This window comes from Deltaproteobacteria bacterium (genome assembly GCA_026712905.1).
Lineage (GTDB): Bacteria > Desulfobacterota > Binatia > UBA9968 > JAJDTQ01 > JAJDTQ01.
In genome coordinates, this window is record JAPOPM010000172.1 from 1 (window position 1) to 13,960 (window position 13,960).

14 protein-coding genes are annotated in these 13,960 nt (G+C 66.5%); 11 read left to right on the top strand and 3 right to left on the bottom strand.

The genetic code is table 11. The annotated features are described in order from the left end of the window. Positions 1–523, top strand: a 523-nt coding sequence (locus OXF11_14285) for a hypothetical protein (protein MCY4488265.1), incomplete at its 5' end; no start/stop codon positions are given. 131 nt (positions 524–654) lie between these two features. Beyond that, positions 655–1,677, top strand: a complete 1,023-nt coding sequence (locus OXF11_14290; GenBank protein MCY4488266.1) for an ABC transporter substrate-binding protein — start codon at positions 655–657, stop codon at positions 1,675–1,677. An 87-nt stretch (positions 1,678–1,764) separates the two neighbouring features. Here OXF11_14290 and OXF11_14295 read toward each other — a convergent pair whose 3' ends face one another. Then, on the bottom strand, positions 1,765–2,961 hold the full coding sequence (locus OXF11_14295) for a M20/M25/M40 family metallo-hydrolase (GenBank protein ID MCY4488267.1): 1,197 nt from the start codon (positions 2,959–2,961) through the stop codon (positions 1,765–1,767). 60 nt (positions 2,962–3,021) lie between these two features. Further along, positions 3,022–3,675 carry an urea carboxylase-associated family protein gene (locus tag OXF11_14300; GenBank protein ID MCY4488268.1) on the bottom strand — a complete coding sequence of 218 codons (654 nt, stop codon included), beginning with the start codon at positions 3,673–3,675 and terminating at the stop codon, positions 3,022–3,024. Between the two features lie 115 nt (positions 3,676–3,790). On the opposite strand from OXF11_14300, the gene OXF11_14305 reads away from it, so the two are divergent. The 7 genes from OXF11_14305 (at position 3,791) to OXF11_14335 (ending at position 9,235) form a co-directional block, all read left to right on the top strand. Beyond that, positions 3,791–4,507 (top strand): phenylacetate-CoA oxygenase subunit PaaI, encoded by a 717-nt coding sequence (locus OXF11_14305; GenBank protein MCY4488269.1) that lies wholly within the window; start codon positions 3,791–3,793, stop codon positions 4,505–4,507. Between the two features lie 13 nt (positions 4,508–4,520). After that, positions 4,521–4,709: a hypothetical protein gene (locus OXF11_14310; GenBank protein ID MCY4488270.1), complete on the top strand. Its 189-nt coding sequence runs from the start codon at positions 4,521–4,523 to the stop codon at positions 4,707–4,709. 107 nt (positions 4,710–4,816) lie between these two features. Continuing rightward, positions 4,817–5,587, top strand: a complete 771-nt coding sequence (locus OXF11_14315; protein ID MCY4488271.1) for an electron transfer flavoprotein subunit beta/FixA family protein — start codon at positions 4,817–4,819, stop codon at positions 5,585–5,587. Positions 5,588–5,611: 24 nt separating this feature from the next. Beyond that, on the top strand, positions 5,612–6,574 hold the full coding sequence (locus OXF11_14320; GenBank protein MCY4488272.1) for an electron transfer flavoprotein subunit alpha/FixB family protein: 963 nt from the start codon (positions 5,612–5,614) through the stop codon (positions 6,572–6,574). 352 nt (positions 6,575–6,926) lie between these two features. Further along, a complete protein-coding gene (locus OXF11_14325) occupies positions 6,927–7,148 on the top strand; it encodes a hypothetical protein (GenBank protein MCY4488273.1) in 222 nt (73 codons plus the stop codon). Positions 7,149–7,176: 28 nt separating this feature from the next. Next, positions 7,177–8,100, top strand: coding sequence for an aspartate carbamoyltransferase (gene pyrB / locus OXF11_14330; protein ID MCY4488274.1), 924 nt, complete (start codon positions 7,177–7,179; stop codon positions 8,098–8,100). A 46-nt stretch (positions 8,101–8,146) separates the two neighbouring features. Next, positions 8,147–9,235 (top strand): quinone-dependent dihydroorotate dehydrogenase, encoded by a 1,089-nt coding sequence (locus OXF11_14335; protein ID MCY4488275.1) that lies wholly within the window; start codon positions 8,147–8,149, stop codon positions 9,233–9,235. Positions 9,236–9,238: 3 nt separating this feature from the next. On the opposite strand, the gene OXF11_14340 is transcribed toward OXF11_14335, so the two are convergent. Then, positions 9,239–10,765, bottom strand: coding sequence for a YifB family Mg chelatase-like AAA ATPase (locus tag OXF11_14340; GenBank protein ID MCY4488276.1), 1,527 nt, complete (start codon positions 10,763–10,765; stop codon positions 9,239–9,241). Positions 10,766–10,933: 168 nt separating this feature from the next. Between OXF11_14340 and guaB the strand changes: the two genes are divergently transcribed. Next, positions 10,934–12,400, top strand: a complete 1,467-nt coding sequence (gene guaB, locus OXF11_14345) for an IMP dehydrogenase (protein ID MCY4488277.1) — start codon at positions 10,934–10,936, stop codon at positions 12,398–12,400. After that, positions 12,397–13,929, top strand: coding sequence for a glutamine-hydrolyzing GMP synthase (guaA, locus tag OXF11_14350; GenBank protein ID MCY4488278.1), 1,533 nt, complete (start codon positions 12,397–12,399; stop codon positions 13,927–13,929). The genes guaB and guaA overlap by 4 nt, the downstream gene beginning before the upstream one ends. Positions 13,930–13,960: the final 31 nt, after the last annotated feature.

The following is a 13,960-nucleotide window of genomic DNA, read 5'->3' on the forward strand; positions in this document are numbered from 1 at the left end:
CGGCGGATCGTCGGCACGGTTGGCGGGCGTCAAGGGCGGCAAGATCGACGTGGGCTCGCTGACTTTCGGCATGATGCTGCGGGCCAAGAAGGCAAACCTGTCGATCCTCGGCGCGGCGAACCAGTTCGTCAAGGAATACGCCTTCCTTCAGGTCGCCATGAACAAGAACTACATCAAGGACCAGCCGAAGAAGGCCGAGGCCATGTTCGGCACCCTGATCCGCGGATGCGCGTTCGTCAACGACCCCGCGAACAAGGAAGAGGTGATGCACGTCCTGACGAAGGTCATGCGCAACCCCGACGACATCGCCAAGGAGATGTACGAGATCGAGGTGGCTGGAGGCTCCATCCCCAGCCGGTGCCAAGCCACGGAGGCCGGTATCAAGGCTTTCATCGAGTCGGCCGTCTGGAGCAAGTCCATCCCGGCGGACACAAAGATTCCGCCGTCCAAGGACATCATGTTCCCCGAGTTCTATGACCGAGCCCTGGCTTGGTACAACAACAAGGGGTGGATGAACAAGTAGGGTAAGTCACAGCAAAAGGTGTTGCAGAGAGGGGATCCCTCCGATGCCTCGCAAGGCGCCGGAAGGGTCCCCCTTTTGTCTGGAGCAGGATGAGCAGGCCATTTAACCAACAAACAAGAAGGAGGAAGCACATGAGGGCCAAGAGCATTGCAAAGGGAATCACCACAGCCTTGCTGGGAGCGAGCCTGCTATGGAGCGGGCAGACTTTGGCACAGGAGAAACTCCGCATCCCGGTGGCGCAGACCAACGCCACCACGTCGCTGGTGGAGCAGGTAGCCATCCACAAGGGTTTCTTCAAGGACATCGGCTACGACGCAAGGGTTTACTCGGTTTCGGGTGGTGAGAACGCCGCGGTCCTCGCACTGGAACGGGGTCAGCTCCCCTTCTTCGGCTCGGATGACAACATCGCGCTGGCCATTCGGCCGGGCAGCAACATCCGCATCGTCGGCACCGAGTTGAACACCCTGCCCTACTGGCTCGTGGGCGGGAAGCACGTCAAGTCCTACAAGGACCTGCCGCGGCCGGTGAAGGTGGGCATCAGCTCGCCCACGTCCGGCAACGTCTACGTCTCCCTCAAGCTGCTGCAGACCGCGGGCATCCCGGAGAAGGACGTGCGTCTGGTCAAGGTCGGCGGATCGTCCGCGCGTCTGGCGGGCGTCAAGGCCGGCAAGATCGACGTGGGCTCGCTCACCTTCGGCAAGATGCTGGCCGCGCGCGACGCGGGCTTGACCGTTCTCGGCGCCGCGGAACAGTTCGTCAAGGAATACGCGTTCCTGCAGCTCGCCATGAACAAGAACTTCATCAAGGACAACCCCGAGAAGTCCGTTGCCCTGTTGGGCACGCTGATTCGCGGATGCGCCTTTGTCAACGACCCTGCGAACGGCGAGGAAGTGCTGGATATCTACACGAGGGTGATGCGCAACAAGCCGCACATCGCCAAGAAGATGTACGAGATCGAAGTCGTGGAAGCGAAGTCCATCCCCGACCGCTGTCAGGCGACCGCGGGGGGCATCGAAGCCTACATCGAATCGGCTTTCTGGACCAAGTCCATCGCCAAGGACACCAAGGTCCCGCCGACGGATCAGATCATGTTCAAGGAATTCCACGACAGGGCCCTGGCTTGGTATAACAACAAGGGCTGGATGAAGAAGTAGGATCGACGGCTCAAGCCGTCATCGGACAAGAGGAAGGGACCCTTTCGATGTCGCGGGACATCGGGAGGGTCCCTTTTTCATTCGAAGTCACGCCAGCAGTTGCAGCGCCGCCGCGGCGTAGACCCGCGCGGCCCGGCGCACCTGCCCCAGCGGCACCACCTCGGCGTCCGTGTGGGCGAAGGCCAGGTCGCCCGGGCCGAACATGACGGTCTCGATGCCCTTCTCGTTCAGGTAGCCCGCGTCCAGCGCCGCCGGGAAGTAAAGCGGCGGCCCGGCCTCTCCCGCCTGCCCGCGCGCCGCCTCCAACGCCCCGGCCACCTCGCTGCTTGCCGGCACATCCGCCGGATACATGAAGTTCCCCTGCGTCACCTCCACCCGCCAGGGCTCCATGTCCGCCAGCGCCCGCGAGATGGCGGCCAACGCCTCCCCAGGCTCCTCGCCCGGCATGAGCCGCCGGTCCAGCGTCAGCCGGCAGTGGTCCTGGATGGTGTGGAGGATGTCGGGACCGCTCTCGATGTGGGTGGCCACCAGACTCGCCGGACCCAGCTCCGGATGGGCGATGCCGTCCACCAGTCCGTCCAGCCGCTCCAGCACGGCGCGCGCGCCGTCCACCGCGTTGACTCCCGCCCACGGCGTGCTGCTGTGGCAGGACTTGCCGCGCACCACCACGTCCACGTCGATGCGGCCCTTGTTGCCCAGGCAGACCCGGTTGGTGGTGCCCAAGCCGACGATGCCGTAACGGGCCGTAAGCCCGTCCTCCTCCAGCATGTGCCGGGCCGCGTGGTGCCGCCCGGTCTCCCCGGCCAGGCTCACCGCCAGCGACAGCGGCCGCGCCAGCGCCAGGCCCGACCGGCATACCGCGGCCGCACCCGCCATCATGGCCGCCAGGGCGGCCTTCTGCTCGCAGCCGCCCCGGCCCCAAAGACACGGCCCCGAGAGCCCGTAGTCCTCGCCCGGAACGACCTTCGCGGAGAACGCCTCGGGCATCGACCCCGCCGGGTAGGTCATGGCGTAGCCCATAAAGAGCAAGCCTTCCGCCGCATCGGAGCCCGGGCCGCCGCACCGCCACAGCAGGTTGCCCATGCCGTCGACCCTTGGCGCCACGCCCGTGAGCCCTTCGAGACTGGGCGCCACCACGTCGGCGGCAAACGCCTTCACCGCCGGGTCCGCCTCCATGAGTTCGGTGTGCACCGACGGGACCCGGAGCAGCGCGCCGAACAGCGCATCCAATTCCGCATCGTCGACGTGCTTACCGGCAATGAGAAAGGCTTCCCGTGCGTCCATGGTCATACACCCAACGTTACGCGTCCCGCGGCCGTGTCTCTCCGCCCCCGCACCCTGTCCCTACTCGCCCGGCTCTTCGAAGATCTCCACCCGGATCGCCTGCCCCCGCCCCGATTCCGGGCAGGCGCTGACCGCCACCAGGCAGTCCATCTCCGCGCGAAAGTCCACTTGGGCCTCGTCCTTGGGACGCACGAACGTGTCGAAGATGGCGCCCGTGTCCGGGTCGAAGCGCATGGTCTGGAAGATGTTGAACGGGCTCGGGATGTCCACCGGGGCGATGTCCCACGGGCGCACCGCATCGGACAGGTTCTCGTAGCACCCGTGGGTGGGGATGTCCTCGGGCCGCTTGGGATTGGGGTCCACCCCTTCGATGAAGTTCCGCTGGGCGAGTCCCGCCGCCACCAGCTCGAAGCGCTTGCGGCTGCACATGCCCTTCTGCAGATCGTGCCGCCCCTCCTCGAACGTGTCCGCGACGATGGTCAGGAGTGGATTGTTGAGCTTGGACAAGAGCTGGTCACCCGTGCTGATGAAAAGCTTGGCCTGGTTGGTCTTGGTGCGCGCCTGGTCGAACCGCTCCGTGAGGTCATGCAGGTTGAAGGCCACGAAGTCCACAACCGACCGACCGGCCACGCGGAGACACTGCCCCTTCAGAACGGTAACGGCCCGTCCCGAGTTCTTCGGCACGGTCACGCTGCTGAGTATGTTAACCGACATGTTTTCAACCCTTTCCGCGGGGTTGAAGCGTCTTGCGCCGCCTGCCTTCCACTTGCGTTCAATTGAGGCTTCTGCTAACCCGAATTCAGTTGCAAAGTCAAAAGGGAGAGCTGTCATGTTCACCGACAAAGTCGAATTGAAAGACTTCGAAAAGATGGATCCGGAGTACCAGGATCTGTTGAAACGGGTGCTCGCGATCCAGTGCGACTGCGAGATCGGCGGACCCCACCTCTATCTGGAGGACATGCTGCCAAAGGCGCCCACGAAGCTGTACCAGCTCGTGGTGGCGCGCACGGCGGCCGAAGAGGTGGATCACTACCGCAAGATGGCCCGTCTGGCGGGTGACATCGGCGAGGACGTCTCCTATGTGCTGAGCTGGCCGAACCAGAAGCGTTACGTGGAGGCTTTCCGCGGCAAGATCACCACCTGGGAAGACTTCGCCGTCTTCGGCTTCCTGATCGACCGGGTGGGCCGTTTCCAGCTCGAAGAGTTCGAGGACTGCAGCTACATGCCTCTTGCCGAGATCCTTCCCACCATGGAGCTTGAAGAGTCGGCCCACATCTCGTTCGGCACGAACCTGGCGCGAGAGTTGGCCGAGAAGGGCGACGAGTCCAAGGAGCGTGTCCAGAATGCGGTGAACTACTGGTACGTGAAGGGGCTGGACATGTTCGGCAAGTCGGAGTCGAAACGCTCCGAACGCTACCGTCATTGGGGCCTCAAGCGGCGCACCAACCGCCAGCAGCGGGCGGAGTACACCGCCGAGATCAACGCGCTCATCACGGACATGGGGCTGGAGATCCCGGATCCCAACGAAGGCCGGCTCTACGCCTGAGGTTGACTCCAACATGGCACAAGCACCCCATACCGTCGAGTTGGACGAGTACCTGAAGGATTTCATCACCGCGGTCCACGGCGCGGTTAACCGGGCGGTACCCAACATCAAGGACGACAAGATCGTGGACCAGGCCCTCAAGGACTGCCAGGAGGTCCTGGACATGGTGATGGAGGGGAAGGTATCCGAGTGGGTAGAATGACCCCACCGGATCCCCTACCCGCTCCAGGCGTCGCATCCGAACCCACGTCATAAACCGGCGCGGCCGGCCCCCACATCCCTTACCGGAGGTTCGCACCCTTGGACATCGTGGTCTGCGGCAAGATCATTCCCGCCAGCACCGTCACCATCGAGATCGATCCCGCCACGAAGCGGATGATCCGCAAGGGCGTCGCCCACGAGCTGGACCCGGCCGCGGCCAGCGCCGTGGAGGAGGCCCTGCGGCTGATGGAGCAGGTGGGCGGCACGGTCACGCTGGTGACCATGGGGTTCAACGAGATCACCATCGGCGTCCGCACGGCCCTGGCCATGGGCGCCACCTCCGCGGTGCACATCTTCGACGACGCCCTCGCCGGATCGGACACCTTGGCGACCGCCAAGGCCCTGGCCGCGGCCATCGGCAAGAAGCCCTTCGACCTGATCATCTGCGGCACGGAAAGCAGCGACAGCTATTCCGGCATCGTGCCCGGCCAGATCGCGCGACTGCTCGGGGTCCCGCCGGTGACCTTCGCCAACGAGATGAGCGTGGAGGGGAACACCCTCACGGTGAAGCGCCAGAGCGAGTCGGGCTACGACGTGGTGGAGGCCGACCTGCCCGCGCTGGTGACGGTCACCAGCGGCATCAACGAGCCCCGCTACCCGCAGCTCAAGGGCATCATGGCGGCCAAGCGGAAAGAGATCGTGCAGTACACCGCGGCGGACCTGGGACTGGCGGCCGGCGACGTCGGCGAGGCGGGTGCGCGGGAGAAGGTGCTGGAGGTGGGCAGGCCGGCCCAGCGCGAGGCCGGCGAGGTGGTGGAGGACGACGGGGATGGGGGCAAGCGCATCGCCGGTTTCCTGGCCGAGGCCAAGGTCCTTTAGTGTGCACTTAGCAAGGTCTTCCCGATGTCTGACGTGATTTGGGTCTATGGCGAGGTGGTGGACGACGCCGTCACCTCGACGACGCTGGAAATGGTGACCAAGGCGGCCGCCGTGGGCACCGCCGAGGCGATCCTGCTGGGTCCGGCGCCGGACAACGCGGTGGAACTGCTGGGCGAGCACGGCGCGAGCAAGGTCTACCGCTCCCCCGACCCGGTGTTCCGCGACTACCTGACCCTGCCCGCCGCCACCGTGGTGGAATCCCTGATCCGGCGGCACAAGCCCGCCATGGTGCTGTTCGCGTCGAGCTACGGCGGCCGCGACGTGGCCGCGGCCCTGAGCGCCAGCCTCGACTGCGGCGCCATTACCGACGTGGCGGACTTCACCCTGACCGACGGCGCGGTGGAGGCCAAGATCCCCGCCCTGGGCGCCAGCTACTGGAACACCGCCACGCTGGCGCACGACGACGTCAAGCTCCTGCTGGTGCGTCCCAAGTCCTTCGATCCCGCCCCGAACCCCAAGACCCCGGTGGTGGAAGAGGTGGCCGCGCCGAGCGACGCCGAGCTGTGCAAGGTCCGGCTCAAGGAAAAGGTCGTCGCCAAGGCCGAAGGGCCGCAACTCGACGGCGCCAAGGTCGTCGTCGCCGGCGGCCGCGGGCTCGCGGGGGCCGAGAACTTCGACATGCTGCGGGAGCTGGCGGAGCTGCTGGACGGGGCCGTGGGCGCCACCCGCGCCGTGGTGGACTCAGGCTGGGTCCCCTACTCCCTTCAGATCGGACAGACCGGCAAGACCGTCAAGCCGGAGCTTTACATCGCCTGCGGCATCTCCGGCGCGGTGCAGCATCTCGCCGGCATGAAGGACTCCAAGCTCATCGTCGCCGTCAACAAGGACGCCGAAGCCCCCATCTTCCAGATGTGCGACTTCGGTATCGTGGGAGACGTCTTCAAGGTCGTGCCGCAGTTGATCGAGGAGATCAAGGCACGCCGATAGGAGCAGGCGTCACAGGGTCCAAGCGTCAGCCTCTTGACACGGCACCCCATTACGTAGTACATACTCGTCGTTCTGCTGACGCACCAGCCAGTCCCCTCGGGAATGAGCCGTTACCGGCCCCCGGGGGTTTTTTGCATCCGCGTTCTTCCCTCTACGACGTCAACCGCTGGTCGCCTCATCAGGTGGCACGAAACCGTCGACGAGAACGTTGACCTTCGACGATTCCGTCGACCCGCAACGTCCAGGGAGTGCGGAAAATCACCGCATTTCAAGGCGTTACCGCAACTAGGCTCTATGGCACGAGGTTTGCGTCAATAGAACGACAAATCATCCTTCGAATGAGGAAACCACGATGCAATCACTCACGCTTCTCGACGTCATCAACGCGGTCGGCGAACACGCCAAGACCCCCGACGAACTGAAGGCCGTCGTCACCCACCTCGTCAACAGCGGCATAGTCAAGCTGAGCGGCGAATTCGCAGGGTGCAAGATCGAGTTCGCCCCCGGTCCCATGCTCGGACCCGTAGGCTCCCAGACCACGCTGCCGCAGCAGGCGCTGGATCAGGCGGGCTGACGAACGGGCTGTCATCATTCGGCACGTCCTGTATTCGCAGCAGTTCGACCGCTCGATCCTTGATGGACTGTTTCGCCGCGCGGACGAGTTCCGCCGGCGCATGGCCGCGCCTTCTGAAAAGCTCGCGCTGACCCAGCTCCATCGCGGCAAGACGCTGTTCAGCGTCTTCTACGAACCGTCCACGCGCACGCGCATGTCCTTCGGCGCCGCGGCGCAGCACCTGGGAATGAGCGTCGTGGCCACCGAGAACGCGCGCGAGTTCTCCTCCGCCATCAAGGGCGAGAGCATCGAGGACACCATCCGCGTCCTGTGCGAGTACTACCCGGACGTCATCGCGCTGCGCCACTACGAGATCGGCGCGGCGGAACGCGCCGCCCGGTACAGCTCGGTCCCGATCATCAACGCGGGCGACGGCGCGGGTCAGCACCCCACCCAGGCGCTCCTGGACCTCTACACCATCCACCAGGCCCTGGGCGCCATCGACGGTCTCACCGTGACCATCGGGGGGGACCTGGCCAACGGCCGCACCGCCCGTTCCCTGGCCTACCTCCTGGCCAAGTTCGACCGGATGCGCATCCTCTTCGTCGCGCCGGACTCCCTGCGCATGGGCGCCGACATCAAGGAACACCTCCAGGAGAAGGGCGTGACCTTCGCCGAGGAATCACGCCTGGAAGCGGCGTTGCCGCAAAGCGACGTGGTATACTGGACGCGGGTCCAGAAGGAGCGCCTGGACCCGGAGGCGGCCCGCGGTGAAGCACGCTCGCAATTTGTCATCGGCCCGGCGCAACTCGAACTCATGAAGCCCAACGCCGTGCTCATGCACCCGCTGCCGCGCCTCACGGAGATTCCACCCGAAGTGGACGCCGACCCGCGCGCCTGGTACTTCCGGCAGGCCGGCAACGGCATGTTCATCCGGATGGCGCTGCTGGAGTGGATCTTTGAAGGCGACTGAGCAGAGCTGTTCCGACGCAGGACACCGGGGCTCCTGACCCCCGTCGATGCTTTACGAGAAGCTGCTCGCGCCCCTGCTGTTCCGGATCGATGCCGAGACCGCGCACAATGGGGCGTTGAGCCTCCTGCGGCAAGCCAACGCGCGGCCGTGGCTGCAATCCGTGCTGGCCGGCCGCGACCCCCCGCCCGACCCCCGCCTCGAGCAGACCCTGTGCGGCATGCGTTTCCGCAACCCCATCGGCCTGGCCGCGGGGTTCGACAAGAACGGCATCGCCGCGTCCGCGCTGGCGGCCCTGGGCTTCGGCTTCATTACCGTGGGCTCCGTCACCCCCGGCCGCGGCCAACCCGGCAATCCGCGGCCGCGCCTGTTCCGCGACGTCCCCCACCGCGCGCTGTGGAACCGTCTCGGGTTCAACAACCGCGGCGCGGAGACCCTGGCGGAAGTGCTGGAAGCCCAGCCGCGCCCGCCCGTGCCCCTGGGCATCAGCCTCGGCAAGGCTCGGGAAACGCCCCTCGACGACGCCTACAAGGACTACGCTTGTTCCCTGGAAACGCTGTATCCGTACGCGGACTTCTTCGAAATCTGCATCAGCTCGCCCAACACCCGGAATCTGCGGGAACTGCAGGAAGGCAGCCGGTTGGAAAAGCTGCTGGGCGGCCTGGTGAAGAAAGCCGCCGAGCTGGCACGGGCCGGCGGCATGGCGCGGCGAAAGCCGATCTGGCCCAAGTTCGCCCCGGACATGCCGCCCATCCTCCGCGACATCGCGTTGGCCATGTGCCGGCAGTTGCTGGATCCCGAAACCGATGCCGTCATCATCGGCAACACCACCATCGACCCCGCCTTCAACCCGGATCCGTCCAAGGGCGGCTACAGCGGCCCCCCGCTCTTCCCCAAGGCCCTGGACCAGGTCCGCGGCGCCACCGCCGCCCTCGCCGGCCGCCTCACCCTCGTGGGCAACGGCGGCATCTTCAACGGCCACGACGCCTACACCATGATGAAGGCGGGCGGCTGCGCCCTCGTCCAGGTCCACAGCGCCTTCCCCTACCGCGGCCCAAGGGTCGCCCGCGGCCTGGTGGAAGAGCTGCTGAACTGCATGGACCAGCATGGTGTGCGGCACGTCTCAGAGATCGCGTGAGACTTACACCAGCGGGCGGTCCAGGCTGCGGTATTGGATGGCTTCGGCGACGTGCGCGGACTGGATGGTCTCGGTGCCGGCGAGGTCGGCGATGGTGCGGCCGACCTTGAGGATGCGCACGTAGGCGCGGGCGCTCAGGCCGAGGCGGTTGATGGCGTTCTCCAGGAGCTGTTCGGCCGCGGCGTCCACGCGGCAATATCGCCGGACGTCGCGCGCGCTCATGTGCGCGTTGGCGTGGATTCCGCGCTCCCCGAAACGCTCCACCTGGACCCTGCGGGCCTGGTTGACCCGGTCGCGCACGGCCTCGGAAGGCTCGCCCGGCGCCCGCGAAGCGAGGGCTTCGTAGGCCACCGCCGGAACCTCCACCTGGATGTCGATACGGTCGAGCAGAGGCCCCGAGACCCGTGAGCGGTAGCGGGCGATCTGCATGGGCGTGCAGCGGCACTCCTTCTGCGGGTCGGCGAAGAAGCCGCAGGGACACGGATTCATGGCCGCCACGAGCATGAAGCTCGCCGGGTAGTCGATGGAGCCGGCGGCACGCGCCAAGGTGATACGGCCGTCCTCCAAAGGCTGGCGCAGGACCTCCAGGACGTTGCGGCGGAACTCCGGCGCCTCGTCGAGGAAGAGCACGCCGTTGTGCGCCAGCGAAACCTCGCCGGGCTTGGGCACGGTGCCACCGCCCACGAGCCCCGCGTCGGAGATGGTGTGGTGCGGCGCCCGGAACGGGCGCACGGCCACCAGCGAGCGCCCGTTGAGCACCCCCGCCACGCTGTGGATCTTGGTGGTCTCCAGGGCCTCCGGCAGGGTGAGGTCCGGCAGGACGGTGGCGAGCCGCTTGGCGAGCATGGTCTTGCCGGAGCCCGGTGGCCCCATGAGCAGGACGTTGTGGCTCCCCGCGGCCGCCACCTCCAGCGCGCGCTTGACGTGGGGCTGGCCGCGCACGTCGCTCAGGTCGGCGTCGTGCACCGAGTGGCTGTGAAAGAGCCGCGCCAGGTCCACGCGCATGGGCTCGATCTCCCGATCCCCGTTCAGGAAATCCACCACTTCGGCCAGGCTCTCCACGCCGTAGACCTCGATGTCCTGGACCACCGCGGCCTCGGCGCCGTTGGCTCGGGGCAGGATCAGCCCCGCGAGGCCCTCGCGCTTCACGGCGGCGGCGATGGACAGCGCGCCGCGCACCGGCTTGACGGCGCCGTCCAGCGACAGCTCGCCCACCATCAGGCAGTCGCCGAGGCGCGAGGAAACCACGGCGCCCTGGGCCGCGGCGATGCCCACCGCCATGGGCAAGTCATAGCCCGAACCTTCCTTGCGGACGTCCGCCGGGGCCAGGTTGATGGTGATGCGCTGGTAGGGAAACGGGTACCCGCAGTTCCGCAACGCCGCGCGAATGCGCACCTTGCTCTCGCGCACCGCGCCCTGGGGCCGCCCTACCATGAACGTTTCGGGCAGTCCTGAAGCGATGTCGACCTCCACCGCCACCCTGAGGGCGTCGATCCCGTGGAGCGCCGCGCCGTAGATCCTTGAAAGCATCGTCTGTAGATACGATCGGTGCCTCCGGCGGGAACTTAAACTTGCCACGGTACGGGAATCTTGCTAGGAGAAAACATGGAGATCAGCCAAGCGAAATCCACGGTAAGCCCAGGCGGAAGTCTGGGCTTTTTTTGTACCGTTTTCGTACCGTCCGGACCGAGGTGAAGGATGCTCGACCAAGAGATCTTGCCCGTAGGACTCACGTTCGACGACGTGCTGTTGGTGCCCGCGGAGTCGTCGGTCCTGCCGCGTGACGCGAACGTTTCGACGCGCTTGACCGAACGCATCCGGCTCAACATCCCGCTCCTGAGCGCGGCCATGGACACGGTGACCGAGGCGCGCACGGCCATCGCCATGGCCCAGGAGGGCGGCATGGGCTTCATCCACCGCAACATGCCGCCCGCGGCTCAGGCCAAGGAGGTGGAGAAGGTCAAGAAGTTCGAGAGCGGCATGATCCTCGACCCGGTGACCGTGAACCCGCACCAGAAGATCGCCGAGGCGCGCGAACTGATGGACCAGCACGGCATATCGGGCCTGCCGGTGACGCTGGGCGGCCGGCTGGTGGGCATCCTGACCAACCGTGACCTGCGCTTCGAAAAGAACCTGGAGCGCTGCGTCGACGACCTGATGACCAAGGAGAACCTGGTCACCGTGCAGGACGGCGTCGACCTCGACGAGGCCCAGGAGCTGCTGCATCAGCACCGCATCGAAAAGCTGCTGGTGGTGGACGATCACTTTCGCCTGAAGGGGCTGATCACGGTCAAGGACATCGAGAAGAAGACCCGCCATCCCATGGCCTGCAAGGACGACCGCGGGCATCTGCGCGTGGGAGCCGCGGTGGGCGTGGGGCTGGACCGGGAGGAACGTGTCGAGACGCTGGTGCGCGCCGGCGTCGACGTCATCGCGGTGGACACGGCCCACGGCCACGCCGCCAAGGTGCTGGAGACGGTGCGACAGATTCGCAGCGACTATCCGGAGTTGGACATGGTCGCCGGCAACGTGGCCACGGCCCAGGGCACCCAGGCACTCATCGACGCGGGGGCCAACGGCGTCAAGGTGGGCGTCGGACCCGGCTCCATCTGCACCACCCGGGTGGTTTCCGGGGTGGGCGTGCCCCAGCTCAGCGCCATCGCCGACTGCGCGCGAGTAGGCGCACGCACCGGTGTTCCCCTGGTGTCGGACGGCGGCATCAAGTACTCCGGCGACGTCACCAAGGCGCTGGCGGCGGGCGCCAGCTCCGTCATGATCGGCACGCTGTTCGGCGGCTGCGAGGAAAGCCCGGGAGAGACCGTGCTCTACCAGGGGCGCACCTACAAGGTCTACCGCGGCATGGGCTCCATCGGCGCCATGCGCGAAGGCAGCAAGGACCGCTACGCCCAGGACGACATCGAGGAAGAAGTGAAACTGGTGCCCGAGGGCGTCGAGGGGCAGGTGCCCTACCGCGGTCCACTGGCCGCCAACGTCTACCAGCTCATCGGCGGCATCCGCGCGGGCATGGGCTACGTCGGCTGCTCCACCATCGAGGAGCTGCAGAGCAAGGCCCGCTTTATGCAGATCACGGCCGCGGGCCTAACCGAGGGTCACGTGCACGACGTGTTCATCACCAACGAAGCGCCCAACTACCGCCGAGAATGATCGTCGTCCTGGACTTCGGATCGCAGTACACTCAGCTCATCGCCCGCCGCGTGCGCGAGGCGCGCGTGTATTGCGAGATACACCCCTTCGATACCGCGGTCGAAAAGCTGCGGCGCCTGGAACCCGCCGGCATCATCCTGTCGGGCGGTCCCGCCAGCGTGTACGGCAGCGACGCGCCGCGGGTGGGCCCGGAGCTGTTCCGCCTGCCGGTGCCGTTTCTCGGCATCTGCTACGGCATGGGGCTCATCAACCAGGCCATGGGGGGCGGCGTGGCCGAGGCCTCGGAGCGCGAGTACGGCCTCGCCGACCTCACCATCGACGACACCACCGACCTCTTCGCCGGGCTCGACCGGGACGCCGCTCAGAGCGTGTGGATGAGCCACGGTGACCGCATGACGGCGCTGCCCCAAGGGTGGTCGGTGCTGGCGCACACCGGCAACTCTCCCATCGCCGCGTTCGCCGACGACCGGCGGCGCTTCTACGGCCTCCAGTTCCATCCCGAGGTGGTGCACACCCGGAACGGCCGGACCATCCTGGACAACTTCCTGTTGCGCATCTGCGGGTGCGCGGCCGACTGGGACATGGAGCACTTCGCCAGCGCCGCGGTGGAGCGCATCCGGTCGCAGGTGGGCGACGCGCGCGTGCTGTGCGGCTTGAGCGGCGGCGTCGACTCGTCGGTGGCCGCCACCCTGGTGCACCGCGCCATCGGCGACCGGCTCGTGTGCGTGTTCGTCAACAACGGGCTGCTGCGGCAGGGCGAGCCGGAAACCGTATCGCAGGTCATGGGAGAGCGTTTCGGCACGGGCTTCCGCTACGTCGACGCGTCGCGCCGGTTCCTCGACGTGCTCAAGGGAGTGGATGACCCCGAGGAGAAGCGCAAGCGCATCGGCAACCTCTTCATCCGCGTGTTCGAGGAGGAGACGCACAAGCTCGGCGACTTCCCGTTCCTGTGCCAGGGCACCCTCTACCCGGACGTCATCGAGTCCGTGTCCCACGCCGGCCCGTCCGCCCTCATCAAGAGCCACCACAACGTCGGCGGACTGCCCAAGAACATGAAATTCGAGCTGGTGGAGCCGCTGCGGGAACTGTTCAAGGACGAGGTGCGCGTCCTGGGCCACGAGCTGGGCCTGCCGGACCGGTGGATCTACCGGCAGCCCTTTCCCGGACCGGGACTGGCCATCCGCATCCTCGGCGACGTCACGGAGGAACGCCTGGACATCCTCCGGGCCGCGGACGCCATCGTGGTGGAGGAAGTGCGCAACGCCGGTCTCTACGAGCGCATCTGGCAGTCCTTCGCCATCCTGCTGCCCATCCGCACCGTGGGCGTCATGGGGGACGAGCGCACCTACGAGAACGTCGCCGCCATCCGCGCCGTGGACAGCCAGGACGGCATGACCGCCGACTGGGTGGCGCTGCCGTCCGACCTTCTCGGGCGCATCTCCAACCGCATCATCAACGAGGTGCGCGGCATCAACCGGGTGGTCTACGACGTCTCGTCCAAGCCACCCGCCACCATCGAATGGGAGTGATGCGGAGGCCGACGGGCCATTGACAACCAAG

What these genes read in the sequence shown, in the direction of transcription:
- OXF11_14290 (MCY4488266.1), top strand. Translation starts at nt 655, where the DNA reads ATGAGGGCCAAGAGCATTGCAAAGGGAATCACCACAGCCTTGCTGGGA.
- OXF11_14295 (MCY4488267.1), bottom strand. Translation starts at nt 2,961, where the DNA reads ATGGACGCACGGGAAGCCTTTCTCATTGCCGGTAAGCACGTCGACGAT.
- OXF11_14300 (MCY4488268.1), bottom strand. Translation starts at nt 3,675, where the DNA reads ATGTCGGTTAACATACTCAGCAGCGTGACCGTGCCGAAGAACTCGGGA.
- OXF11_14305 (MCY4488269.1), top strand. Translation starts at nt 3,791, where the DNA reads ATGTTCACCGACAAAGTCGAATTGAAAGACTTCGAAAAGATGGATCCG.
- OXF11_14310 (MCY4488270.1), top strand. Translation starts at nt 4,521, where the DNA reads ATGGCACAAGCACCCCATACCGTCGAGTTGGACGAGTACCTGAAGGAT.
- OXF11_14320 (MCY4488272.1), top strand. Translation starts at nt 5,612, where the DNA reads ATGTCTGACGTGATTTGGGTCTATGGCGAGGTGGTGGACGACGCCGTC.
- OXF11_14325 (MCY4488273.1), top strand. Translation starts at nt 6,927, where the DNA reads ATGCAATCACTCACGCTTCTCGACGTCATCAACGCGGTCGGCGAACAC.
- OXF11_14335 (MCY4488275.1), top strand. Translation starts at nt 8,147, where the DNA reads ATGCTTTACGAGAAGCTGCTCGCGCCCCTGCTGTTCCGGATCGATGCC.
- OXF11_14340 (MCY4488276.1), bottom strand. Translation starts at nt 10,765, where the DNA reads ATGCTTTCAAGGATCTACGGCGCGGCGCTCCACGGGATCGACGCCCTC.
- guaB (MCY4488277.1), top strand. Translation starts at nt 10,934, where the DNA reads ATGCTCGACCAAGAGATCTTGCCCGTAGGACTCACGTTCGACGACGTG.
- guaA (MCY4488278.1), top strand. Translation starts at nt 12,397, where the DNA reads ATGATCGTCGTCCTGGACTTCGGATCGCAGTACACTCAGCTCATCGCC.